Source organism: Nonlabens sp. MIC269, assembly GCF_001430865.1.
Taxonomy (GTDB): domain Bacteria; phylum Bacteroidota; class Bacteroidia; order Flavobacteriales; family Flavobacteriaceae; genus Nonlabens; species Nonlabens tegetincola.
The window spans coordinates 2,505,607-2,530,696 of the sequence record NZ_CP011373.1 but is presented as its reverse complement, the minus strand read 5'-3'; the positions used below and the strand labels follow the sequence as shown (position 1 = coordinate 2,530,696).

The window sequence follows — 25,090 nt, the reverse complement described above, 5'->3', positions numbered from 1 at the left end:
CTTATTGACTCTGGTAGTATTCTTTTTTCAATAGTAAGCCAGCCTTCTCATCAAATTTTTTATTGAAAACAAACATGTCCCAAAACAATACTCGCTGAGTGATTTGTAGGGTAAATTCCTTTTCAGTAACCTCATTGTTCCTTATTTCATCAAACTTAAATTGATAATAATCTGGCATATATACAGGCACTTGGCCTAAGGTAATCATGGATAAAGTCAAAGGTTGACCACATACTGGAGTTCTCTTAAGTGGATACAATTTTAGAACCACATTAGCTTCAGTACTATCTGACACTACATTAAAAAGTTCTGAGGCCTTTATTATTTTTAGTTCTTGCTTCAATGAGTCACCCAATACAAATGCGTCAATAGTTGTAATTTCCTTCCCGTATTCTTCATAATGAGTAGGAAACACACGATAACTATAACACGAATAACAATTCCAAAGCAGGGATACAACAAATAAGAATTTCAATAATCTCATGACTCAAAATGGTTTTCGTTACAGTAGAACAAAACTGTTCGCGAGTGATGTTACAATAAAAATACAGTTTTCAGTTCTATTGATTATAACAACAATCCCATTGCGGCTCCTATAATCATTACCAACATTTTTGCAAGATTAAATTTATGAGCTTCACTCGCTTCAAGGATTAAGGTAGTAGAAACATGTAAAACAATACCTGCGACTATGGCCTTAATGATAGTGACTAATTCATCGTCCAATAAGATATATTCATTAAGAAGCGTTCCTAGCGGTGACATTAAGGCAAAAATAAATACTAGCAATGCTGATTTAAATACGCCATATCCTTGTTGTAATAAAAAGCTCGAAAAAATAAAAGCAATAGGAATCTTGTGTACAGCAATTCCATACACCATACTTTGACTAGCATTCAAAGGAATACCTTCTAAGAAAGCATGTATACATAAACTCACAAATAATGCGGTAGGAAAACTAGGAACTTCTTTATTTATGTGTAAGTGACCATGCTCGGCTCCTTTTGAAAAAAATTCTAGAATAATTTGAATAAAAACTCCTATTACAATGTATACGCCATAGCGACTTCCATCTTCAAACACCTCTGGTAAGAATTCATGCACCGTAGTGCTCAATAAAAAAGCTCCAGAAAATGCAAGTACCAGTTTAATACTATTAGAATTGATGTTTTTCAATGCCATAGCAGCAAAAAACCCCAATACCACAGCTATAAATGGGAGAAAAATTGGTATCATCTATTATTTAGAATAAGCTTGCAAAATTAACTAACTTCTCAAACATTTGAGCACTTAAAACAGTTATCGTAACTTTACTTTAATATTTATTCAATCAATATGAAAAAAGGATCTTTAGGCTGTTTGGGCATAGGTTTAATTAGTCTTGTAGGCTTAGTTGTCGTTATGGCAATTTGGGCAGGCAGTTGGTACAATGGTACTATTAATTTAAGCGAAGGCGTTTCTGGCGCGTGGGCAAATGTTGAAAGTAGTTATCAACGTAGGAATGACCTAATTCCAAATATTGTAGCTACTGCAAAAAAATATGCCGAATTTGAACAAGAAACATTAATCGGTGTGATTGAAGCTCGTGCAGCGGCCACTTCAATAAAAGTAGATGCCGACAACTTATCTAGTGAACAAATTCAAGCGTTCTCAAAGGTACAAAGTCAAGTAAGTTCAGGTTTAGGTAGATTATTAGCAACCTATGAAAATTATCCAGATCTTAAATCAAACGAGCAGTTCAAAGAACTTATTAATGAATTAGAACGTACAGAGAACCGCATTAATGTGGAACGTAACAATTATAACGGTGCTGTAAAACAATACAACGCTCGCATCAAACGTTTCCCAGGAAACCTGCTTGCCGGTATCTTTAATTTTGATGCTTCTCCTTATTATCAAGCAGATGAAGGTGCAGAAAATGCTCCTGATGTAGAAGGCTTATTTGGCGAATAATATGGACAACCACGTTGAGGAATTTCTTACCGCACAAGAAGAGAAAGAGATTATTGCTGCGATAAGACGAGCAGAAAATAAAACCAGTGGAGAAATAAGAGTACATCTTGAGAGTACCTGTGAAAATGCTATATCCAGGGCTCAAGAAGTATTTCATTTACTCAAAATGGATAACACCAAAGAAGAAAATGGTGTACTTATTTATCTTGCTGTAGATTCTCACAAGTTCTCCATCATCGGCGATAAGGGTATCGATAACAAAGTACCCAGCAACTTTTGGGATCAAATAAAGGATGTAATGGCATCACGCTTTCGCGAAAGCGAATTCTCAACAGGAATCATAAAAGGTATAGAGCTTATAGGTAAGGAACTAGCACAGTATTTTCCATGGGATGTGGACGATACCAATGAGTTGAGTGACGAAATATCAAAAGGAACAATTTGATGAAGAGGATACTTTGCTTTTTGGTATTATTCCCTGTTCTTCTACAGGCGCAATTTAATATCCCAGAAAAACCAGTAGTAAAAGAACAACGAGCTGTTTACGATTATTATAAAATACTCAACAAGCAGGAGTTCACAGCCCTAGATCGCAAATTGATCAACTATGCCGATACAACAAGCACGCAAATTGTAATTGCAATTGTAGAGAGCACAAATGGAGAAGACATTTCTTTACTAGGAGCTCGCTGGGGTGAAAAATGGCAGGTAGGACAAAAAGACAAAGACAATGGGATTTTTATCCTGATGGCTTATGGCGATCGTAAAATTGATATTAATACAGGACGCGGCATTGAATACCGCATGACAGACCTAGAAAGTGAACGTATTATTAATCGAATTATAGTACCCAACTTCAAAAGAGGTAATTATTATCAAGGACTGGATCAAGCCACCGATGCCATTTTTAAATATTTAAATGGTGAATTTGTAGAAGACAGAGATTTAAACAAAGCGCCTTTTCCATGGTCATTCTTTATTGTACTAGCTTTTATATTATTCATTATTATACTAAGCAGCCGCAAAGGAAATAATGGCAATAATCGTGGTGGCGGCACTTCCTTATTAGATGTCATTATCTTAAGTAATATGGGACGTGGCTCATATTCTGGTGGTAGTTTTGGTGGTGGATCTTCCGGTGGTTTTGGCGGCGGATTCGGTGGTGGTTTTGGTGGTGGAAGCTTCGGTGGTGGTGGTGCCTCTGGTGGCTGGTAATTAGTAACTTAAAATATAAAGCCGTTCCTATTTGATAGGAACGGCTTATTTATATTCTAAAGTCACATAAGTTACTACTCTTTATCGTCTACATAATCTTGTAAGTAGGCAAAGCGCTCTGTCAATTGACCATCACTGGTAGTAATTTTTGCACGTTGCAATACTCCATCTTTATCCTCATTAAAAAAAGCAGGAATCACATACTTAGAGAACATTTCTCCAAAACCTTCACTTGCATCCTTGGGCAATTCACAAGGTAGATTATCTACGGCCATTACAGTTATAGCGCCCTCTTTCTTATAATCTACTTCCTTTTCAGTTTGTGGGTCATAACCATAAATAGGTTTTGCAATTGTGCTAGGTCTAATTGTACAAGCAATAGGACCATCAATATCGCAACTTACATCGGCTACAAGGTTGATATTAAAATCTTCATTTCTCATATCTTCTCTTGTAAAAAAGTAAGGAGCACCGTTTCCATAAAAATGACCTGTAATAAGCATGTCGGTTACCCTAGCATACTTCATAAAATCGCTTTTCAATAATTCAGGATTGTTATAACACTCGGTTCTAGTAGGTTTATATCCATCTTTGCGCATGTAATAATCTGTCACATCCAGTTGGGTAAACAAGGTTTGCACACTTTTGAATTGACCCAATTGTAAGTATTCCTTGGGTTTTACTTCATGAATTTTAAGCTCCTCTAGGATTTCTCTAATTCCACCTGCCACTTTACCACTTCCTGTCATTACAATATGTATAGGTGGTAGATTGCATTTTATGCGTGCTAGTTCTTTTTTAAGAGCCTTGTAATCAGGAAGTGATTCTACTTTGGGCAATTCAAAACTTCCGTCTCTTAAACCTAATGCTCTAAAGCCATTGTATGCACCTACTATACCAGCATATCTTCCAAAACCTATTAATCTACCTCCGTTTTTTGCGACTATGGTTTCATGGTCATACAGTTCTATTTTTTTATCTAGAATGGCTTGCAATAACTTTCGGTTATAGGGCTGCTTTTTTATCGTGTGAGAAAAGAAAAAGTATTTTTTTCCAGGTATTAAACTTTCAACGGGTACTTCCTTTACTCCTATCATTACATCGGCATCGGTAACATCATCGGTTACGGTAATTCCCTCGCGAGTATAGGCTGCATCGTCAAAAATTCTTATTGGTGATGATTCTACTAGGAATTCCGCTTTCGCGAAAGCGTGATCAAGAACATGTAATTGTTGTGGAGAAAAAACTACGCGACGATCTGGCGGATTTTTTCTTTCTCTAATAATGGCAAATTTCATAAGGTAGATTATAAAGTAGCAAGATAATTAATCGCAATCAATTTAAAATGGGAAATAAACACCATAAAGACGGAAATATGTTCCAATTATACAGGAAGGTCTATCTGGATCTTTGTCTTATAAATTTATAAAACAAAAAACATGAAAAATTTAGTAGTAGTACTTATCGCATTTTTAGGCTTTTACGGTGTGCAAGCACAAGATAAAATGAGAAAGCATTCCGATGAGATGACCCAGGAAATAGCTCACGTGCAACTAGATCAAATCAAAGGAGAGTTTGTTCAAAAACAAATTACTCTTAAACCGGGCACGTACATTTTTGATGTATCAAACAAGAATGTAGGTCATGAGGTTGGATTTGTACTAGTAAAAAAAGGTGCCGACATAAGTAACCCTAAAAATCACATTCAAACTGCCTATGTAACCCAAGCTGTTAAAACAGGAGAAACCCAGCAGTCTAATCCTACAAAACTAGAAGCTGGAGAGTATGTGTATTTTTGTCCTTTAAATCCTACAAGTACAGACAACACGATACTTGTGGAATAGCTTTCTTCTCCCTAGAAAGCAAAAGCCCTGTCATCCAGACTGGGCTTTTTTTTGGCATAGTTTTTAGGCTAATTAATGAGTGTAAATGATATATTTGCGCACCTAAATTAATTTTAGGTTTTGTTTTTTGAAAACAATCTGGGGTCGACTGGTTTTGACAGCGAGACTGGATTAATGGTAAGCATGTCGAGCGCTGGGAAACAGCTCGTAAATCTCATTTTTCATCTTTTTTAAACGGCGAGAATAACTACGCCCTAGCTGCATAATCTGAATCATAGTAAGATTACGCCTCGGTCTACTAGGTAGACAAGCAGGAAGTCTCTCAACAGCCTTGGTTTGCGGCGGTTGGTTATGGGACTTCGTAAAAGTAAACCTATCTACGGCAGTGCTTTGATGTGGTAGAGAAATTTAATTGAAGCCAAGCCTAGTTTTGGTAGTTTCTGACCGGCTCTAGGACTGAAATGAATTAGAAACTAAACATGTAGAAAGCGATTGATTCACTTGTTTGGACGGCGGTTCGAATCCGCCCGACTCCACAAAAAAATGATAAACCACGACAGCAGTCGTGGTTTTTTTTGTTTTGAAGTAATTCAGCTAGCAAACTCAATCATTAATATTAAGATCTCATAACCATACTGCTTACATTGAAAAAAAGCCCATCCATTTACTAGACAGGCTCTACCTAAAAAAATAAACACTGAGCTAATTCAATATTTAAAGAGTCTAAGTGAAAAAAGAAAATTATTCTTCCAATAACTTGTAAGCAAATTGAGGATATCCTCTTTCATTACTAGGGCTTGTAAGTGCAAGAAATTGGAGTTTGTAGTAGTTTCCATTGGCATCGTGAATGACATAGAAAATATCTTCTATAAGTGATGGTGAAGCGCTAGGACCACCGCCGTTTCTCCATGTACTACCTATACTTCTTTGATCATTTTCAAAATTGCTATCCACAACATCTAATAAACTAAAGTCCTCGTAGGTGATACCTTCCTCAGCTTCATCAATCATATAAGCTCGCGCACTCGACTTGATGTTATTGGTTATAAAGTCTGCATAAGCATAGGCTCCATAACTTTGTCCACCAAAAACAGCCTCGTTTGTAAATACGGTGTAGCACAAATCCCATTCTTCTTTTTGTGGCTCAACATTCACTACTGATTCTGTATTAAAACTGAAAAAAGTATAATGGAAGGAAGGGTTTTTATTAATGGTAGTTGTTTGAAAGGTAGTATCGTCAAGGTTAGCATATTGCAATAAATAATTCTCACCGTCTTTTAAGATTCTAATCTTCTTCCAACCTCTAGCATCTCCTTTGTAATTTGAAGAACCAGAATTAGGTTGATCTACACCTACTTCATAGCCTAGATTGATTAGATAAACGTTGTTGTTTGAATCTACTGAAGAGACTGCATCTATAGCGGTTCCTGATATATTTCCATCTGGTGCATCGATAAACTCCATATTTGCTGGATTGAAATTACCTACTTCTGCCTGTGGCTGTAATTGTTGCACTTCAGGATTGGTTGAGTTTACCGCAGTCATATCGTTAGTAGATAAGCGAGCGGCCATCATGAGGATAGACCCGTTTATGATAACCCTATCTTGCATAGAACTAAATCCTAAATCCCAAGAGGTTCGGTTAACCTCGGTTGCAATATTGGTACTCAAATCAAAAAAGACCTGGTTGGGCATATTAGGGCCACCTACATTTGGAGAAACTGTAGCGCCATCTACGGTTACTACAATCGGTCCCATAGGCTCATCGTCTTCACTACAACTACCTAATAGTAGAATGCTTATAATAGTTAAAGCTGTTAATAGATTATTTTTCATGTTTTAAAAATTAAGTTTATATAAAAGTTTTAAATAAAAAGATCGTCCGTAACCGAGTAAAATAGAATTTGTTGCTGTGTTGTGTGCACCGCCACTAGAGGTATAATTAGTATCTACACGAGTAATATCAAATAAATTACGCGCTCCTACTGTAGCCTCTAATTGATCACTTAAAAAGGATTTTCTTATCGATGCATCTAACCATGAATAAGCATCTGTTTCAATCTTGGAAAAAGTTGAATTACCGTCACTGTCTGAACCTGTAACCCTCAAATCTTGCTGTCTTCCGTTATAATTTACAAGTAGCGAGAAAACCGTATCCCACTTAGGGTAACGATAATTAAGACTGGCATTCAATTGGAATTGATACAAGTAGTCGTCACTAGCATTATCTTCACTTGCTAGCTCTCTAGATATACCAAAAACAGTTGCATTTAAAGAGGTGCTCCAGTTCTTTAATTTAAGTGAATTAGTATTAGTTAATCCTATAAAACGATAACTATCTATATTCACATATCGGTACTGTAACGGATTCGTATTTACAATGGATAGTTCAATGCGATCAGATAAATCAATGTAAGTTAGTTTTACACTATTTTCTAATCTAATCAAAGAATTATCAAACCAGGTTTTCTTTTTTAAACTTAGGAAAGTAGTTAAACCTTCTTCCGGTTTTAAATTCTCGTTACCTTGAACATCATGGTTAGCATCGACAAAGTAATAATAAAGCTCAGTAAAATCAGGAACCCTATACGATGTACCTACATTGGCTCTTAATTCAAACCCTTTTTCAAATAACTGTCTTGCTGTTAATTCATAAACCGCCTTGTTATCAAACTGAGAGTTATAAATGAAACGTATACCAGGACGTACAGTTAACTTATCACTCAAACCTATTTCAGAAGAGATGAATCCAGCAAAATCATTGATGTTTCTAGTTTTAGGGTTTAAGATGTTTTCTCCTGCAGCTTCCCTATCAAAACCTTCTTGTAAAGTTATTTCATAACCTACCTGAGCATTTAAACGATCCGTTTTGAAAAGATTCCCTAATGTACCTTTTGAATAGAAAAATTTCCCAGATTGGTTAACTTCATCTATTTCTGCAGTTCGTTCTCGGGTAAGAATGAAATAGTTAAATTCATTCAACCTTCTTTTTTGTTCCTGATAGGATAATGAAACACTATACCTTAAACCAGAATCAAATGTACCAGAGCCATTAAGATGATTGAATATTCTTGAAGTTTTATAAATCCTATCAGTAGCAGATGGATTAATGGTTGAATTCTGGCTATTAAAATTACTTCTTACTGTAGAATTAAAGAAGTTGATAGTCTCGTCAAAGTACTCAAACTTATAGAAAAACTTGTGCTTTCCATTATTATAGCCTAACAATGCGTTTGAGGTAATTTGTTCCTTAGGTAACCACTCGTAACCTCGCAAACCATCATTCTCAAAATAATCACGCCCTTTTTTATTATTAAAAAAACCAGCAAAATCGTTTCTGGTTACTCCTACACTCGCATACCAATCATCATTAATATTGTGTGAAATTGTAGCGCCTTGTACATGCCTACCTTCATCAAACCATGCGTACTCGTCGCTTACCGTTTCTTCTTGTAAGGAGAGATTAATTCTCCATTTGTTTTTATCAGATTTTTTGGTGATAATATTTAAAACACCCGATACGGCATTAGCTCCATATTGAACTCCCATAGATCCCTCGACAATTTCTATACGTTCAACATCGTCTAGATTAATTTGCGTGAGATCAATGTTGCTTCCTACTCCATTATCACTTACTATGGGAACATTATCAATGAGAACATTAAAATAACGAGCATCTAATCCAAAAAAACTTACCGTACTCCTACCAGTTGAGGTGCTAGGCGTTACATTAAGATTTAGATTAAAATTGAGCAAATCAGCTACATTAACGGCAGCTATTTGTTTGATTTGTTCTGCTTTAATGACTCGCACGTTGTAAACCGATTTTTTAATTGATTGTGGATTATACTGTCCGGTCACCACAATCTCTTCTAGCGACTCTACCTCAGTTGTATCAATAACGACTGTTTGTTGTGAGTTCGCTTTCGCGAAAGCGAGAATTAAAACGAATAAAACATTAAACTTAAATTTCATTATTAATTAGAATGATTCTTAATAAGGCGCAAATATATATTTTATTTTTATTTAGAATCAATAAAAACAACTATTTTTGCAGCAACAAAAAATTTGTACTAATCATGAAAAAAGTTTTAATACTTGGTGTTCTATTAATTTCTATTGCAGCAACTGCTCCTAGTAAAAGGAATGATGATGCTTATGCCATTAAACAAATGTGTGGCTGTTTTGAAGTCACTTTTAACTTTGCGGAAACCTTTAATTATTCCCAAGATTCACTATATAAGCCCTCAAAAACCAAAGTTGATAAAGGACTAGAATGGGCTCAATTGGTTACTGATGAAAAAGACAAAATCCAAATTCAACACTTACTTCAAGTAGGAGATCCTTCAAATCCATATATCGTGAAACATTGGAGGCAAGATTGGCTGTATGAGAATACAGATTTATATGAATACAACGCCGACAACAAATGGGATTTTATTCAATTAGACAAAAAGGATGTAAAGGGTCAATGGACTCAAAAGGTATATCAAGTTGATGACAGTCCTAGATATGAAGGTACAGGAACCTGGGTGCATGTTGATGGTAAAAGCTATTGGGAAAATACCACTAGTGCTCCATTACCTCGTAGAGAATATACCACTCGTAGCGATTACAACGTAACGATGAGAGGTAATCGTCACGAAATTACGGATTATGGTTGGGTACATGATCAAGACAACTTAAAGATCATACGTAAAGAAGGACAAGAGGATCAAATACTAGCAGCCGAAAAAGGTTATAATACCTACAAAAGAGTAGACGATAGTCGTTGTGCAGCGGCGGCTCAATGGTGGAAAGATAATAACGACAAATGGAGTACCGTACGTTCTAAATGGGACGAAGTTTACAACCGTAACACCGATTTACATTTACATGAAAAAGTAGATAATAAAGTGCTTTTCAAGCATTTATTTGATGAAGAAATTAAAACTAAAGATCAAATTGATCCTATTATTGAATCATTCATAATCTCAAACCCTAAATAATGAAAGGAATTTTAAACTTAATCCTATGCGTTGTTGTAAGCTCGTTTTCAATAGCCCAAAACAATGTATTTTTAGAAAGATCCTACTGGAATTCAAAACCTAGTCTAGAACAAGTAAAACAAGACATCGCGGCCGGAAACGACGCAACTCAATTGAATCAAAATGCCTTTGATGCTGTTGTATACGCGATTAACTCGGGTGCTGATAATGATGTGATCTTATATTTATTATCGTTAGAAGGAAATGATGTAAACAAACTTACACACGACGGAAGAACCTATATCTTTTGGGCTGGTTATAAAGGGAATCTACAAGTCCTAGAATACTTAATGAGCAATGGAGCCAATACAGATGTGATTGACAGTCACGGTTATACCTATCTTAATTTCACAGCAAATGCTGGACAGCAAGACACGGCTTTGTATGATTTTATATTTGAAAACGGTGGTAGCCCTAAACAAGTTAACAAACAAGGTGCCAACGCTCTTCTTCTAATTGCTCCATCTTTAAAAGATGAGAAGCTCCTATCCTACTTCATAAGCAAAGGATTTGACCTAAACGCAACCGATTATGATGGGAACAACATATTTAACTATGCTAGTAAAAAGGTTAATCCTGATTTTCTTAATCTGTTGGTTGAAAAAGGGATAGACTATAAAAGCAAAAATGAGAATGGTGGAAATGCCTTCTTATTTGCAGCAAGAGGTACACGAGGAAACTCAAATTCTCTAGAGGACTATCAATATTTAGAACAATTGGGTATTGATCCTAATGTTGTAAATAATGAAGGAGTAAATGCCCTGCATTATTTATCAGGAAGAAATAAAGATTTAAAATTATTTGATTTTTTCATAGATAAAAATGTAGATATTAATCAAGCCAATAAAGAAGGTATCACGCCTTTCATGAATGCTGCACGTAGTAACGATAACACTGTTATAGATTATCTATTAGACAAAGTAAAAGATATTAATACAATAGATGAGAATGGATATAGCGCTTTAACTCATGCTGTGCGTTACAATCGCGCAAGTGTAGTTGACTTACTTCTTAAAAACAAGGCTAACGCTCTTGTTGTAGACAAGGAAGGTCAATCCATGGTTTACCATCTAATTCAAAGTTATAACAGCTCTAGGCACGATGACTTCATCAAAAAATGGAAATTACTTACAGATGCCGGAATTGAACTCAGTGCTCCTATTTCAACAGAAACAACCATCTGGCATGAAGCTGTTAAAAAAGATAACTTGAAACTATTAAACTTAATTAGTACTGTTTCCAAAGAAAAGATAAACGATCTTGATAAGGATGGTATGACGGCGCTTCATCTCGCTGCCATGCAAACTAAGAATCCTGAATTATTAAAATTCTTAATCGATCAAGGCGCAAGTACCCAAATTACTACTGCATTTGATGAAACAGTTTATGACCTAGCTCTAGAAAACGAGTTACTTATGAATGAAAATGCTAATCTAGATTTTCTAAAACCCTAATTAAAAAATGATGAGAATATTATACATGGCCCTTGTTGCCTTGATTTGTCTATCTTTTACTGCTTCTACCGTTTCAAAAACGGCCGTAAAATGTATGATTCAAATGAAAAATTATACCGGTGAAGGTGCCTACATAGTAGTATCTGTAACCGATAAAGAAGGAGAATATAAAGAAACGATTTATGTTTATGGAAAGGATCCAGAATGGTATAGCGAGATTGACTCATGGTGGAAATTCTACGGTAAGCATAGACCAGATATCGACGCCATATCTGGTGAGACTATCGCTGGCGGTGAGCGTTCCATTAGTGTGCTTGAAATACCTACACAATACATAAATTCTAATCACAAACTACGTTTTGAAACTGCTGTAGAGGATCAAGATTACAATGAAGTAGATTTGGAACTAGATTTAACTGATAGTAATCTTAAATCTAAAGTTGACGGTACAGGTTGGATTAGATACGTGAGATTAATGCCACAAAAATAAATAAGTGATTACATCTATATATAGATACAGTCACCTTGTACTCGCAGCTATTTCCTCCCTTTTTTTGGTAGTAGCTGCGATTACAGGTTTAGTACTTTCAACTGAACCGATTTTTTATGACTTAAAACAACCAGATAAAATCGATTTAAGTGAAATAAGCCTAGGACAAACTATTCATAAATTACAACAAGAATACGACGAGCTTATTACACTTTCTACAACCTCGCAAGGCCTTGTACTGGCCGATGTTGTAACTAAAGAAGGTACAAGCGTTACCGGCTACATAAATCCCAAAACAGGCATGTTTCTGGGTGATGAAATAACGCGACCTAGTATTTACAATTGGTTCACAAACTTACATAGATCCCTATTCCTTAAATCAATAGGAAGAGGTTTTATAGGTGTTTCCACCCTTTTATTAGTCTTAATAATCGTATCTGGGATATTTTTATTAGCACAGCGCCAGGGCGGATTTAGCAAATGGTTTTCCTCTATAAAGGATAAGGAATTCCATAAAAAATACCACGTAATACTTAGTCGCTGGCTTTTGATACCTATTCTAATTATTGCTATCACTGGTGTTTATCTTTCACTAGAACAGTTTGATTTGATTCCTGTTGAGAATCAATCTTTAGATTGGAGTTTATCGCCCGATGAGGAATTACTGCAACAAACAATTGAAAATCAAGTCTTTTTTAAGACCACGACCCTAGATCAGGTTAAAGAAGTAAACTTTCCCTTTTCAAGTGATCCCATAGATTATTATGAAATTTATTTAAAGGAAAAAAGTGTTCTGGTCGCACAACACACGGGTGAAGTCATCGATCAGGTAGAAAATCCTTTTACAGCACTTATTTCTTATTACAGTACCATTTTCCATACTGGGAGCGCATCGCCGCTGTGGTCTGTGATCTTGGGAATATCCTGTATAGGAATACTGTATTTTATTATTTCAGGATGTGTCATTTATTGGAAACGTAGGCCTAAGAAAAATTACAAGCTAGAACTTTCAAGCGCACAGGATAGTGAATATATTGTTTTAGTTGGGTCTGAAAGTGGTAGTACTTACGCTTTCGCGAAAGCGTTTACACAACAACTCTTAAGCACAGGTAAAAAAGTATTCTTATGTGATCTTAATCATTACCAGCAATACGAGCGTGCCTTGCACCTCATCATTTTTACAGCAACCTATGGTGATGGCGATGCTCCTACTAATGCTAGGAAGTTTTTTGATAAACTAGAAAAAATTGATCAACCTAGATCATTATTTGTGTCTGTAGTAGGATTTGGTTCTTCTATCTATCCAAAATACAATGAGTTTGGAAAACAAGTTTATCATCGTCTAGTAAAAGATGAGAATATGAAACCATACCTGCCGTTCACTGAGGTAGACGAAGAACACCAACCAGAAGAAACTTGTAAGCAGTGGCTGCAGTTATGGCAACAAAAATCAGGTTTTCCTATGGAACTAAAGGTTGACCAGTTTTCTAAAAGCAATATTGAGAAACAAAAATTTAAGGTAACTCATCGCAGCCCATTAAATAAGGATGAAACCTTTATCATAAGCTTACAACCTACTAGTCATAATGACTATCAATCTGGAGATTTGTTAGAGGTTTATGCAAGTGAAACAGCAAAGGCACGGCAGTACTCGATAGCTCGTATACAAAACAAAATAGTCCTAAGTGTTAGAAAGCACGACCACGGACTGTGTTCCACTTATCTAGCAAACTGCCATAAAAACGATGATATCATGGCCACAATTAAAACAAATACCAGCTTTCATTTTCCTAAAGATGCTCCAAAAATTATTATGGTAGCAAATGGTACTGGAATAGCACCATTTCTAGGAATGCTGGATGAAAATAAAACGAACATACCTGTAGATTTATATTGGGGTGGAAAAAACATAGAGAGTCTTTCCATTTATGGAGAATATCTAGAAGATGCTCATAAAAAGCAACAAGTATCTAATTATCATATTTCATACTCTAGAGAAAACGAAGTTGTAGAATATGTACAACATAAAGTAGCTGAACACAAAGAACAAATCACTATTGATTTGCTACAAGGCGCAGTCATCATGATCTGCGGATCTTTATCCATGCAAAATGAAGTTCTAGACTTATTAGAATTATGGAACAAAGAGAATCCTGAGATCCAACTAGAACAACTGTATAAAAATCAAAAAATCCTTACTGACTGTTATTAATACAGTCCGTAAGGATAATATTCAGTAAGTTGGAAGCCTATTAAGCAGTAACTTTTTCTGGTGCCCAAGCCTCACACATCATTCCTGCGCTTGCCTTTTCTGGATGAGGACAAGAAGATGACTTGAATCTAGCACATTGTGCGCAATCGTGTACATTATTAAGATCGGCACGCATATCAAAACTGTTACAAGTGTAACTACTGCTCACTGCCACTTCATGAATTTTACATGTATTATCTGCGTTCAAGTTTGAACAATTTCCACAAGTATTTCCTAATCTAATTGCCATAATCTTTGATTTTTATTTAAAGATATAACACTTTACAAGAAGAATATTCAATAAGTTGTTAATTACCAGTAATATGCATTTAGAATAAATAAAGATAAATGAACTTTAACACTCTAAATTTATTTAGAATAATTAAAAATAGATTATATTTGCACTGTAAATAAAGGGTTTATAACCGATTAATTATTTTTCATGAATCACGAACTTCAATTAATTACAAAAAATCAATTTGGTGAACTTAACTATTGCAATGGTTGTAATTGTTATTCGCTTGTTTTTTCTAATTTCATTTTTAAGTTCACTGTGAATGAGTTTGAAACATTTCAAAATTATATTAATGACATTCCTATGTCGTTTTGGAATAACTCTGAGATGATGAAAAATAAAAAACGTCGCATTCCAATTCACACTAAACAAAAGAATCTTACGCTTGTTTTTAATGGTGAAGAATTTACAAAGCTCAAGGCTTTGGTAAATGGAGTTACAAAAAAAGATGAATTCTTATCCTTATTAGATATTGATTATCCGCTTCATTTGAATTAAGGATACTTAAAAAGCTTCAGCAATACTTAAGTAAAAGCTACTAGCTCCATTTTGTCCACGACCGTAGTCAAATCTTAGATTTAAATTTTCTGATTTATCTAGCATAAATCTTAGTCCAGCACCATAATTAAATTTTAAGCTGTCAAACTGAAAATCAGATATATTATTATAGACATCGCCGCCACCTACAAAAGCTACTAGCCCTATCCTACTATCTTTAAAGTTTTTACGGTACTCTATTTGACCAGCTAGTAAATCGCGGTCCACATACCTACCTTCACGGTAACCTCTCATAATTTCACTACTTCCAAAAAAAGAAAATTCTGAAAAAGGAATATCTCCTCGCGTGAACCTACCTATTGTTTGTATAGCAAGAATGTCAAGGTTATTTGGTGATACGTCAATATAATGTCTTAAATCAAAACGAGTAAGATTAAACTTATGAGTACCACCTACTGCTTCAAAATATTTACCATGTGTAAATTCCAAATACCATCCGTCTTGAGCATTTAATATATTACTACGGCTATCGTATAATAATGCAGCTTCTACACCAGCCGATGTTGAACCATCATAACCACTAGGTCTAGTTTGATCAATAAGTTTTCCTGGTTCTATTTCAACATCATAGATTACATTATACCTTACACCAGCTCCTAGAAATAAATACCTTAGTGAGGTTTGTTTGAGAAATATGGGCTCAAATAAAAATTGATAATAATTATACTGTTCTTCATTACTTTCAGGTGAATTGTTTCCCATACCGTAATAAAGCCTAGGGTAATTCTGGAACAACAAATTTCCTTCAATCACCCATTTTTCCTGATTGGTAAAAACCTCAAATCCAGAATACAAAAAGAACTGATTGTTTAACGTATACTGTAAGGTGATCGGCATGTTTGAGGTTCTAGTTTCCTCGCCACTACCATTAAATTTGAATAAATATTTTGCTCCTGTTCCAAAAGCAAAACTGGTCTCTGGAGAATAACTTATCACTGGTGCTGCGATAAATTTTTGCAGGTATAAACTACTATCTTTTTCTACAGCTTTACGATTCGGGTAAAAAGTAAAAAACTCTTTAAGATCTTCAATAGTTCCCTTTTTTTCTTGAGCGTTAAGAGAAGAACAACTTAGGATTATCAGTATTACGGATAGGTAGAAATATTTCAATATATGTTATTTAAAACGCCCAAAATAAAACAGGCGTAATAATAAAAGTATCAGTGTTTTACTAATTAGGAAAACTTTATCACTCTTTAGGGTGACAAAAGTCATCCTTTATGGCGTGTAGTCGGTTCTAGATTTGTATCAAATTTAAAATTTATAGGTATGAGCACTTTGTATAACAATTTAAAAAAAGACTGGGAAAATCACTTCATGATGTATGCTGCACTAGCTATTATAGCATCAACCTGTTTAGGAGGATTTGCGGTATTGTCCATTTTCAATAATGGTAGTGGTATCCCACAAATGATTCAAATATTTCTTGTGGTAACGATTTGTAATATCGTAAATGCTTCTATTCTAACAGTTCAAAAACCAGAACGTGTATTAAAGGCACTTATAGCAAGTTTAATCATTTGCTTCCTCATTACGGCAATTAATCTGTTGTTCTAGAAATGGATTTAGTTAGAAAGTATAACGTAGCTGGTCCTCGTTATACCAGTTACCCTACAGTTCCCTATTGGGATGATACTACTTTTGACGTTGAGTCCTGGAAGGAATCTGTTAAAGTAAGCTTTCGCGAAAGCGGAATAAATACTGGCATCTCATTATACATACACCTACCTTTTTGCGAAAGCATGTGTACTTTTTGTGGATGTAACAAAAGAATTACTAAAAATCATAAGGTCGAAACACCTTATATTGAAAGTGTTTTAAAGGAATTTGATTTGTATTTAGATTTAATGGAGCAAAAACCTAGAATCAAACAAATTCATTTGGGTGGTGGAACTCCAACATTTTTCTCACCACAGAATCTAAAACAACTTATTGACGGTATTTTCAAAAATGCATATCGGGATGATAACGTAGAGTTCAGTTTTGAAGGACATCCTAACAATACCACATACGAACACTTAAAAGTTCTACATGATTTAGGTTTTTCTAGAGTGTGTTACGGTGTTCAAGATTACAATCTCAAGGTTCAAAAAGCTATAAATAGAGTTCAACCTTTTGAAAATGTTCAACAAGCTACTCAAATGGCTAGGGATATAGGTTATAGTAGTGTAGGACACGATATCATTTACGGTCTACCTTTTCAAACCTTAGAAGATGTAATATCGACAATTGAAAAAACGATAAAACTTAAACCAGATCGCATTGCTTTTTATAGTTATGCACACGTGCCATGGATTAAAGGTAATGGACAACGTGGTTTTAAGGACGAGGATTTACCACATCCTACGATTAAAAGAGCGCAATATGAAACGGGAAAACTCTTATTGACACAAGCAGGATATGTAGAGGTCGGCATGGATCATTATGCACTGCCCGATGATACTCTTGCTGCTGCAATCCATAACGGTAAACTACATCGTAATTTCATGGGTTATAACAGTTCCAAAACAGATTTAATGATAGGTCTAGGTGTTTCCTCAATAAGTGATAGCTGGTCGGGATTTGCACAAAATTATAAAAACATAGAGGACTACAAGCAAGCAGTAGACCTAGGTATACTACCTGTTTTTAGAGGTCATATCCTTACGGAAGAAGATATGATTATAAGAAGACATATTTTGAAATTAATGTGTCAATTTTCTACTAACTGGACTTCAAACTCAGATTATTTTGACGAAGTTCCAGATGTTCTTATAGCTCTTAAAGAATTGGAAGCCGACGGACTAGTTGTTCTGGATAAAAACGGTGTTATTATTACTGAAAAAGGTAAACCCTTTGTTCGAAATATATGCTTACCGTTTGATTTAAGACTTAAAAGAAAAAAACCTAATACACAGTTATTTTCTATGACCGTTTAACTTACTACCCATTTAAAATGCTCGTCGATAATGCTACTTTTATTATCGGATAAGTAATCAATATACGCTTGCGCCACTGGTGTAAGCGTTTTGTTTTTTAGCCATACTAGGTTCCACTTTGTTTCTATAGGTAAGCCTGGATAATCAACGGTCTCGATCAATCCCATTTCAAGAGCATTTTTGATTCCGATTTTGGGCATAATCGAAAAACCCAGTCCAGCTATTACAGCTTGTTTAAGTGCCTCGTTTGAAGTTAATTCAATTCTCTTTGTAATTGGATATTCATTTGCTTTTAAAAAATCTTCCATCGCATTGCGAGTAGCACTACCCGATTCTCTGTATAACAGTGGTTGACTCATGAAAATATCTTCACCTTCCTTTAATTTATTTATTCTTTTTTTGTTCCCTACTAAGAAAAGTTCATTTTTAAATATAGAAAACGTTTTAAGCGATAAATGCTCTGGCAACACAGAAACAAGAGCAAAATCTACTAGATTCTCCTCCAAATCTTTTATTACTCTTTGTTTGTTAGTCACATCCATTTTAAACTCAATTTGTGGATGTTCATCTATAAATCCTGATAAGAAATAAGGCATTAAATACTTACCGGTAGAGACAACAGAGATTTTTAAAGTCCCAGCCAACTTTCCTTGAAAGCGTTGAACCTTGTGCTCCATTTCCTTGATTTGTTCAAGAATATTGATTGCTGTGCGAGCTATTTCTTCACCAAAATCAGTTACATAGAGCTGTCTACCAACTACTTCAGTTAAAGGTAAGGGAAACTGCTCTTGAAATTTTTTAAGCTGTATGGATACTGCTGGCTGGGTTAAAAAAAGACTTTCAGATGCCCTTGTGATACTTCTATGCTTAACAATCTCTATAAAAATTTGTAATTGATGTAAAGTGTAATGCATAAACTTATTTTATGGTAAAGATAAAAAATATAAATAAAAATATATGCAAATGATGTTCAACCTTTGCACCGTAAATGAGAGCATGTTATGGCAAGAACACAAAACCTGTATTCCAATCATAATTCAAAGAGAAAATTAATCCGGTTGAAAACAACTGCGCAACTTATTAGCATTCAAATTGATAAGACAAAAATAAGTAAAGGATTACAAGTTTTATCGGTTTCTAGCTTTTTAACAATTTTACTCGTTGCCGTTATATATAGTTATTGGAATAATACCTATCACTTTAAACCCTTAGTATTTTCTAGCGGTATTATTTTCTTACTCATTTCATTAAAATTTATTAACTCTAAAAACAAGTAATATGTCTGTAATGATTAACCACAAAGTCAATCTCGTAGAAGGGACTTTTACACCGCAAGAATCTTTGGATATCATTAATGCGTTAATCAAAGAAAAAATTAATTTCCATAAACTACATAGACTTTCGATAGCTGAAGGTAATCTTTATGAAGATACAAGTTATGATGATGACCGCGTGGCACAACTAAATGAAGAACGTCAATCTTACCGAGAATTTTATAAAGAGATTAAACAAAGCGGCAAAAAGTTACGCATTAAAGGAACTTTAGAAATTGAGGTTCTAGATTAATTCTAAGATTACTAAATACTTATGGATTTACATTTACTGGCAGATAACCTAACAAATCCTGCCTTATTATTTTTTATTCTAGGTCTTATTGCTTCACAAATCAAAAGCGACCTAGAAATTCCGCGAACCTCTTCAAAATTCATTTCACTATACCTTCTATTAGCCATAGGCTTTAAAGGTGGACAAGAACTTTCTCACAGCCCTATTACAAACGATATTTTATGGGCTTTGGTCATGGGTATTGCTCTGGCTGCCCTCGTACCCGTCTACACTTTTTTCATATTAAGAATTCGGTTTAGCCTAGAAAACGCTGGAGCAATTGCTGCAGCCTATGGATCAGTAAGTGCTGTCACCTTTGTAACTGCAATAAGTTTCCTAGAAATGGAAGGAATAGAATTTGGCGGACACATGGTGGCAGTGATGGCCTTGATGGAAGCTCCTTCTATTATAGTAGGTGTTCTTTTAATGAGGATATGTAGTAAGAAGAAAAATAAAAAAGATAAGGATACGAGCAAGATAGTTAAGCATGCGGTAACTAATGGTAGCGTTTTAATGATTCTGGGTAGTTTAGTTATAGGTATACTAGCCAACGACGCACAGGCAGCCGATATCAAACCTTTTACTACAGATATTTTTAAAGGTTTTCTTGCTGTATTCTTATTAGATATGGGTATTGAAAGCGGTAAAAAAATTGGTGCATTAATTAAGAAAGGTTGGTTTGCCTTGGGATTTGCTCTAATAATTCCAATTGTAAATGGAATCTTTATCGCTTGGGTTTCACAATTTGTACTTTCAGAACCAGGCGATAGATTTTTAATAGCCATACTGGCAGCGAGTGCAAGTTATATTGCCGTTCCTGCGGCCATGCGTATAGCAGCACCTAAAGCCAACCCCAGTTTATACTTACCTATGGCGCTAGCGATAACCTTTCCCTTCAATATTACATTGGGCATGCCATTATATATGTATGTGATACAATCTTTATAGTTAAATGGTTAACTAGAATCAAAAAAAGGAACCCAAAGATGGGTTCCTTTTTTATTTCACTCATGTGGTATGAAGAAGTTCATTTTTAAACTTAGATCATTTAAATAATTGATTTTTCTACTCCCTCGAAATTCTCTCATCGTATATCATTTCATTTTGAAAGTGCCAACTTTAAATATTGACGTTTTCGGTCCTTTGTAATTGTTAAATTTTGAAAAAAAGTGAACCATCAACAAAAAATAAAAAAGTAGATTTTAAGAGTTTTATAACATTTGAAATTTGGCTAAGCCTTTGCAAAATAAAGGTTTGTTAAACCTTTGAACAGACTATCAACAACTTAGCTTAACAAGCTAGCAAATTTAAGCTAACAAACTGTTTTACAACACTTTAAGCCATTGTTGAAAACATTGTGAACAACCTCAATTGCTCCTTCTAGTTACACCAATAATTTATACGCAATTTTACTTAACGTTAATTTAAAGAAGAAATAGGGCATGGAAATAGCATCGATTAGAAAGAGAGATTTTAGCGTTGTTCCTTTTGAACTGGATAAAGTAACACTGGCAGTTTTAAAAGCAATGAACGCGCAAGGAAATGGTGAAGAAAAAGACGCACAAAATGTGGCGCTTACCGTTTACAAGAAATTAAGTACCATTAAGGATAAAGATGCTAGTTTTATTCCTACCGTAGAGCAGATTCAAGATTATGTTGAAACGGCCTTGATGGAAAATGGTTTTCATGATGTAGCTAAAGCCTATATCATATACCGTGAAAAAAGAGCTATGGGACGTCGTTCCAATATCTTTGAAAAACGAGTGAACCTAAAACCATATGAGTATCCACAACTATATGAATACGTTCCTGCAATTAGACACTCTTACTGGATACATACCGAATACAACTTCACGAGCGATATTCAAGATTTCAAATCTAGACTAACTGATGTAGAACGTAGTGCCATCAAGAATACGATGCTCGCTATTTCTCAAATCGAAGTTGCGGTTAAAAGTTTTTGGGGCGATATATACCATCGCATGCCTAAACCAGAAATAGGATCAGTAGGATCCACATTTGCTGAAAGTGAAGTACGTCATGCAGATGCCTACTCACACCTACTTGAAATTCTAGGATTAAATGAAGAGTTTAAAAAGCTTAAGAAAAATCCTGTAATTATGAAGCGTGTTCAGTATTTGGAAAACGCTTTACGTAATTCAAAAAGTGAAAGCGATAAAGAGTATGCAGAATCTATTCTTCTATTCTCTATTTTCATTGAACATGTTTCCCTTTTCTCTCAATTCTTGATCATCATGGCCTTTAACAAGCATAAAAACATGCTTAAAGGAATTTCAAATGTGGTTGAGGCAACATCTAAAGAAGAACAAATACACGGTGACTTTGGTATCGATCTAATTAAAATTTTCCAAGACGAGCGTCCAGAGTGGTTCAATGAATCCTATACCGAAAAAATTCAAAACATCTGTAGAGAAGCCTACGAGGCAGAAAAAGCTATTGTAGATTGGATCTTTGAAGCAGGTGAACTTGACTTCCTTCCTAAAGCGGTTGTAAACGAGTTTATCAAAAACCGTTTCAATCGTTCCCTAATCAGCATTGGTAATGAGGCCATCTTTGAAGTAGATGAAGAACTTCTCGGTCAAACAGAATGGTTTGATGAAGAAATCATTGCCACCAAGCACGTAGACTTTTTTGTAAAAAGATCTATTAACTACACAAAAAGAAAACAAAGTATAACCAGCGACGACTTATTTTAATTATGATTCAAGAAAACAAGCAAGAACAAAAGGTTCAAGAGCAACAAGCAGCACCATCTGCTGCAGAACAATTACTAAAAGCACGTAAAGAAACCCTACAGAAAAGTAAGGAAAAACGACAAGAGCCGTTTTACTGGTTAAACGATTACAGTCGTAGGTTTCTTGAATCAGGATATTTAACCCAAGGAGTAACTCCTGAACAACGTATTAGAGAAATCGCAGATCATGCTGAAAAAATCTTAGGAATGCCAGGTTTTTCAGATAAGTTTTATGACTACATGTCTAGAGGTTTCTATTCATTAGCCTCTCCTGTTTGGTCAAACTTTGGTAAACGTCGCGGTCTTCCTATAAGTTGTTTTGGATCTCATATCGATGATGATATGGGTAACATCTTATATACGCAGTCAGAAGTTGGTATGATGTCAAAATTAGGTGGTGGTACATCAGGTTATTTTGGTAAAATACGTCATCGTGGTGCGGCAGTAAAAAATAATGGGGAAGCTTCTGGTGCTGTACACATTATGCAATTGTTTGAGTCAATGGTCGATGTAGTAAGTCAAGGATCAGTGCGTCGTGGCCGATTCTCTCCTTACCTACCTGTAGAACATCCAGACATCATGGAGTTTCTAGAAATAGGTACTGAAGGGAACCCAATTCAAAGTCTTACTCACGGTGTAACTGTGACTAACGACTGGATGGAAGAAATGATTGGTGGTGACACTGAAAAAAGAGCCATTTGGGCCAAAGTTCTTCAACGTCGTGGTGAGATGGGTTATCCATACATTTTCTTTACAGATAATGCTAATAAAGGTGCTGCCGATGTTTACCAAGACAAAAACCTTCCTATTTATGCCAGCAATTTATGTACAGAAATAATGCTACCTTCAAATGACGACTGGTCGTTCGTTTGTGTACTGTCAAGCGTTAATTTATTGCACTATGATGACTGGAAAGATACTGATGCAGTAGAAACCATGATCTACTTCCTAGATGCTATTATCACTGAATTTGTTGAAAAATTAGAAGCGTATAGAGACTCTGAAAATAGAGATGATCGTCAAACGTTCTTATTCATGGAGCGCGCCTACAATTTTGCGAAAACAAATCGCTCTTTAGGTTTAGGAGCATTAGGATGGCACTCACTTTTACAATCAAAACGTTTATCGTTTGGAAGTCAAGAAGCATTCAATTTGAACAGTGAAATTTTTAGAGAAATAAAAGATCGTTCTTACAAAGCAAGTGAGGAACTAGCCAAAAAATTTGGAGAACCTGAGGTTCTTAAAGGTTATGGCCGTAGAAATGCGACACTTAACGCAGTAGCGCCTACTACATCTAGTGCCTTTATTTTGGGTCAGGTATCTCAAGGAATTGAACCTATTTGGTCAAATATTTATGTAAAAGATATTGCAAAGATTAAAACCACCATCAAAAACCCATTCCTTGTAGAACTTTTAGAAGAAAAAGGAATGAACAACAAAGAAGTGTGGAGAGATATTCGCGATCATGATGGATCTGTACAGCATTTGGATTTCTTAACAGAAGAAGAAAAAGATGTTTTTAGAACTTACCCTGAATTAGATCAAAACGATATCGTTTATCAAGCTGCAAACCGTCAAAATCATATTGATCAAGGTCAGTCGGTTAACTTAATCGTTCATCCAGATATGCCTATTAAAGAGATTAATAAAATTCATATCAATGCATGGAAATTAGGCCTTAAGTCACTGTATTACCAGCACAGTATGAATGCTGCACAAAAATTCAAACAACAAAAAGAATGTACTACGTGTGAAGCTTAAGTAATTACTTATATTTAATAAAAAAGCCATCTTATTCAAGATGGCTTTTTTTAATTCCTCTAATTTTTAAGGACAATCAAATCGTAATTTCCCACTTACAACTCTTTAGCCTCGTTCCAGTAGACATCCATCTCGTCCAGGGACATATCATGTAGTTGTTTACCAGCCTCACCTGCTTTTTTCTCTAGATAAGAAAAGCGTTTGATGAATTTTTTATTAGTTCGCTCTAGTGCATTTTCTGGATTTACACCTAAATGTTTGGCATAATTTACAAGTGAGAAGAGCACGTCTCCTAGTTCGGCTTCAATTTTATCCTTATCTCCTGCTAGGACCTCAACTTCTAGCTCTGCCAGTTCTTCTTGTAACTTTTCCTTTACCTGTTCTGGTCGTTCCCAGTCAAATCCTACACCAGCCACTTTTTCTTGTATACGTGCACTTTTTACTAGAGCTGGTAAAGAATTAGGAACACCTTCTAACACACTCTTTTTACCTTCTTTAAGTTTAAGAGCTTCCCAATTTGCCTTTACCTCGGCCTCGTTTTCCACTTTTACATCTCCGTAAATATGTGGATGCCTAGAAACCAACTTATCGCAAATTCCATGAGCAACACTAGCAATATCAAACTCGCCAGTCTCACTACCTATCTTGGAATAAAAAACAATGTGCAATAATAAATCACCCAGTTCCTTAGGAATTTCTTCTCTATCATCATCTAGAATAGCATCTCCCAGCTCATAGACTTCTTCAATGGTCAAATGACGTAATGATTGCAATGTCTGTTTACGATCCCATGGACAGCCTTCTCGCAGTTCATCCATAATGGTAAGCAATCTATCAAGAGCTTCTAATTTTTCCTGGCGTGTAGTCATAAATTGATACTTTTGTGATAAAAGGAACTTACTTTTATCCGTGTGAATAGTTGGTTTAATTACGCTTTCGCGAAAGCGTACTCTCAAAAATACTA

The 25,090-nt window shown here is 35.2% G+C and carries 24 protein-coding genes and 1 other RNA gene; 16 read left to right on the top strand and 9 right to left on the bottom strand.

Annotation, left to right across the window (positions count from 1 at the left end; genetic code table 11):
- Position 1: 1 nt before the first annotated feature.
- Together AAT17_RS11465 and AAT17_RS11460 are read right to left on the bottom strand one after the other, a co-directional pair.
- Positions 2-484 carry a hypothetical protein gene (locus tag AAT17_RS11465; RefSeq protein WP_060524493.1) on the bottom strand — a complete coding sequence of 161 codons (483 nt, stop codon included), beginning with the start codon at positions 482-484 and terminating at the stop codon, positions 2-4.
- A gap of 83 nt (positions 485-567) precedes the next feature.
- Positions 568-1,236: a ZIP family metal transporter gene (locus tag AAT17_RS11460; RefSeq protein WP_060524491.1), complete on the bottom strand. Its 669-nt coding sequence runs from the start codon at positions 1,234-1,236 to the stop codon at positions 568-570.
- A 99-nt stretch (positions 1,237-1,335) separates the two neighbouring features.
- Between AAT17_RS11460 and AAT17_RS11455 the strand changes: the two genes are divergently transcribed.
- Genes AAT17_RS11455 through AAT17_RS11445 form a run of 3 tightly spaced genes read left to right on the top strand, consistent with a single transcriptional unit; the run spans position 1,336 to position 3,168 of the window.
- Positions 1,336-1,953 carry a LemA family protein gene (locus tag AAT17_RS11455; protein WP_042277951.1) on the top strand — a complete coding sequence of 206 codons (618 nt, stop codon included), beginning with the start codon at positions 1,336-1,338 and terminating at the stop codon, positions 1,951-1,953.
- A 1-nt stretch (position 1,954) separates the two neighbouring features.
- Complete coding sequence (locus AAT17_RS11450; RefSeq protein ID WP_060524488.1) at positions 1,955-2,398, top strand: TPM domain-containing protein; 444 nt, start codon at positions 1,955-1,957, stop codon at positions 2,396-2,398.
- Positions 2,398-3,168 (top strand): YgcG family protein, encoded by a 771-nt coding sequence (locus AAT17_RS11445; RefSeq protein ID WP_042277947.1) that lies wholly within the window; start codon positions 2,398-2,400, stop codon positions 3,166-3,168. Before AAT17_RS11450 ends, AAT17_RS11445 begins: the two co-directional genes overlap by 1 nt.
- 74 nt (positions 3,169-3,242) lie before the next feature.
- On the opposite strand, the gene AAT17_RS11440 is transcribed toward AAT17_RS11445, so the two are convergent.
- On the bottom strand, positions 3,243-4,466 hold the full coding sequence (locus AAT17_RS11440; RefSeq protein ID WP_060524486.1) for an NAD(P)-dependent oxidoreductase: 1,224 nt from the start codon (positions 4,464-4,466) through the stop codon (positions 3,243-3,245).
- Positions 4,467-4,607: 141 nt separating this feature from the next.
- Here AAT17_RS11440 and AAT17_RS11435 point away from each other — a divergent pair, with 141 nt between their 5' ends.
- Together AAT17_RS11435 and ssrA are read left to right on the top strand one after the other, a co-directional pair.
- Positions 4,608-5,012, top strand: coding sequence for a plastocyanin/azurin family copper-binding protein (locus AAT17_RS11435; RefSeq protein WP_157539274.1), 405 nt, complete (start codon positions 4,608-4,610; stop codon positions 5,010-5,012).
- A 140-nt stretch (positions 5,013-5,152) separates the two neighbouring features.
- Positions 5,153-5,551: a transfer-messenger RNA gene (gene ssrA, locus AAT17_RS11430) on the top strand.
- 202 nt (positions 5,552-5,753) lie between these two features.
- Here the strand turns inward: ssrA and AAT17_RS11425 are convergent.
- Together AAT17_RS11425 and AAT17_RS11420 are read right to left on the bottom strand one after the other, a co-directional pair.
- Positions 5,754-6,848, bottom strand: a complete 1,095-nt coding sequence (locus AAT17_RS11425) for an HmuY family protein (protein ID WP_060524484.1) — start codon at positions 6,846-6,848, stop codon at positions 5,754-5,756.
- A 3-nt stretch (positions 6,849-6,851) separates the two neighbouring features.
- Complete coding sequence (locus tag AAT17_RS11420; RefSeq protein ID WP_060524482.1) at positions 6,852-8,987, bottom strand: TonB-dependent siderophore receptor; 2,136 nt, start codon at positions 8,985-8,987, stop codon at positions 6,852-6,854.
- Positions 8,988-9,091: 104 nt separating this feature from the next.
- Here AAT17_RS11420 and AAT17_RS11415 point away from each other — a divergent pair, with 104 nt between their 5' ends.
- The 4 genes from AAT17_RS11415 to AAT17_RS11400 are packed head-to-tail and all read left to right on the top strand — an operon-like array spanning position 9,092 to position 14,195.
- Positions 9,092-10,000, top strand: a complete 909-nt coding sequence (locus AAT17_RS11415; RefSeq protein WP_060524480.1) for a DUF6607 family protein — start codon at positions 9,092-9,094, stop codon at positions 9,998-10,000.
- The gene (locus tag AAT17_RS11410) at positions 10,000-11,493 is read left to right on the top strand and encodes an ankyrin repeat domain-containing protein (protein WP_060524478.1); all 1,494 of its coding nucleotides are present in this window, start codon (positions 10,000-10,002) and stop codon (positions 11,491-11,493) included. Before AAT17_RS11415 ends, AAT17_RS11410 begins: the two co-directional genes overlap by 1 nt.
- Before the next feature lie 7 nt (positions 11,494-11,500).
- On the top strand, positions 11,501-11,983 hold the full coding sequence (locus AAT17_RS11405; protein ID WP_157539273.1) for a DUF2271 domain-containing protein: 483 nt from the start codon (positions 11,501-11,503) through the stop codon (positions 11,981-11,983).
- A gap of 4 nt (positions 11,984-11,987) precedes the next feature.
- A complete protein-coding gene (locus AAT17_RS11400) occupies positions 11,988-14,195 on the top strand; it encodes a PepSY domain-containing protein (RefSeq protein ID WP_082586958.1) in 2,208 nt (735 codons plus the stop codon).
- Positions 14,196-14,235: 40 nt separating this feature from the next.
- Here AAT17_RS11400 and AAT17_RS11395 read toward each other — a convergent pair whose 3' ends face one another.
- Positions 14,236-14,484 (bottom strand): hypothetical protein, encoded by a 249-nt coding sequence (locus AAT17_RS11395; RefSeq protein ID WP_060524472.1) that lies wholly within the window; start codon positions 14,482-14,484, stop codon positions 14,236-14,238.
- 192 nt (positions 14,485-14,676) lie between these two features.
- Between AAT17_RS11395 and AAT17_RS11390 the strand changes: the two genes are divergently transcribed.
- Positions 14,677-15,027 carry a DUF6686 family protein gene (locus AAT17_RS11390; protein ID WP_060524470.1) on the top strand — a complete coding sequence of 117 codons (351 nt, stop codon included), beginning with the start codon at positions 14,677-14,679 and terminating at the stop codon, positions 15,025-15,027.
- Between the two features lie 6 nt (positions 15,028-15,033).
- Here the strand turns inward: AAT17_RS11390 and AAT17_RS11385 are convergent, their stop codons facing one another.
- Positions 15,034-16,197, bottom strand: coding sequence for a BamA/TamA family outer membrane protein (locus tag AAT17_RS11385; protein ID WP_060524468.1), 1,164 nt, complete (start codon positions 16,195-16,197; stop codon positions 15,034-15,036).
- Between the two features lie 159 nt (positions 16,198-16,356).
- Here AAT17_RS11385 and AAT17_RS11380 point away from each other — a divergent pair, with 159 nt between their 5' ends.
- Together AAT17_RS11380 and hemN are read left to right on the top strand one after the other, a co-directional pair.
- Positions 16,357-16,644 (top strand): hypothetical protein, encoded by a 288-nt coding sequence (locus tag AAT17_RS11380; RefSeq protein ID WP_060524466.1) that lies wholly within the window; start codon positions 16,357-16,359, stop codon positions 16,642-16,644.
- A gap of 2 nt (positions 16,645-16,646) precedes the next feature.
- The gene (gene hemN / locus AAT17_RS11375) at positions 16,647-18,005 is read left to right on the top strand and encodes an oxygen-independent coproporphyrinogen III oxidase (protein WP_060524464.1); all 1,359 of its coding nucleotides are present in this window, start codon (positions 16,647-16,649) and stop codon (positions 18,003-18,005) included.
- Here the strand turns inward: hemN and AAT17_RS11370 are convergent.
- On the bottom strand, positions 18,002-18,919 hold the full coding sequence (locus AAT17_RS11370; protein ID WP_060524462.1) for a LysR family transcriptional regulator: 918 nt from the start codon (positions 18,917-18,919) through the stop codon (positions 18,002-18,004). The two genes, hemN and AAT17_RS11370, sit on opposite strands and share 4 nt — an antisense overlap.
- A 373-nt stretch (positions 18,920-19,292) precedes the next feature.
- Between AAT17_RS11370 and AAT17_RS11360 the strand changes: the two genes are divergently transcribed.
- The 4 genes from AAT17_RS11360 (at position 19,293) to AAT17_RS11345 (ending at position 24,126) form a co-directional block, all read left to right on the top strand.
- Positions 19,293-19,571 (top strand): hypothetical protein, encoded by a 279-nt coding sequence (locus tag AAT17_RS11360; RefSeq protein WP_244895590.1) that lies wholly within the window; start codon positions 19,293-19,295, stop codon positions 19,569-19,571.
- 21 nt (positions 19,572-19,592) lie between these two features.
- Positions 19,593-20,558: a sodium-dependent bicarbonate transport family permease gene (locus tag AAT17_RS11355; RefSeq protein ID WP_060524458.1), complete on the top strand. Its 966-nt coding sequence runs from the start codon at positions 19,593-19,595 to the stop codon at positions 20,556-20,558.
- A gap of 494 nt (positions 20,559-21,052) precedes the next feature.
- Positions 21,053-22,327: a ribonucleotide-diphosphate reductase subunit beta gene (locus tag AAT17_RS11350; protein WP_060524456.1), complete on the top strand. Its 1,275-nt coding sequence runs from the start codon at positions 21,053-21,055 to the stop codon at positions 22,325-22,327.
- Between the two features lie 2 nt (positions 22,328-22,329).
- Positions 22,330-24,126 carry a ribonucleoside-diphosphate reductase subunit alpha gene (locus AAT17_RS11345; RefSeq protein WP_060524455.1) on the top strand — a complete coding sequence of 599 codons (1,797 nt, stop codon included), beginning with the start codon at positions 22,330-22,332 and terminating at the stop codon, positions 24,124-24,126.
- 95 nt (positions 24,127-24,221) lie between these two features.
- Here the strand turns inward: AAT17_RS11345 and mazG are convergent, their stop codons facing one another.
- A complete protein-coding gene (gene mazG, locus AAT17_RS11340; protein ID WP_042277923.1) occupies positions 24,222-24,995 on the bottom strand; it encodes a nucleoside triphosphate pyrophosphohydrolase in 774 nt (257 codons plus the stop codon).
- Positions 24,996-25,090 lie beyond the last annotated feature (95 nt).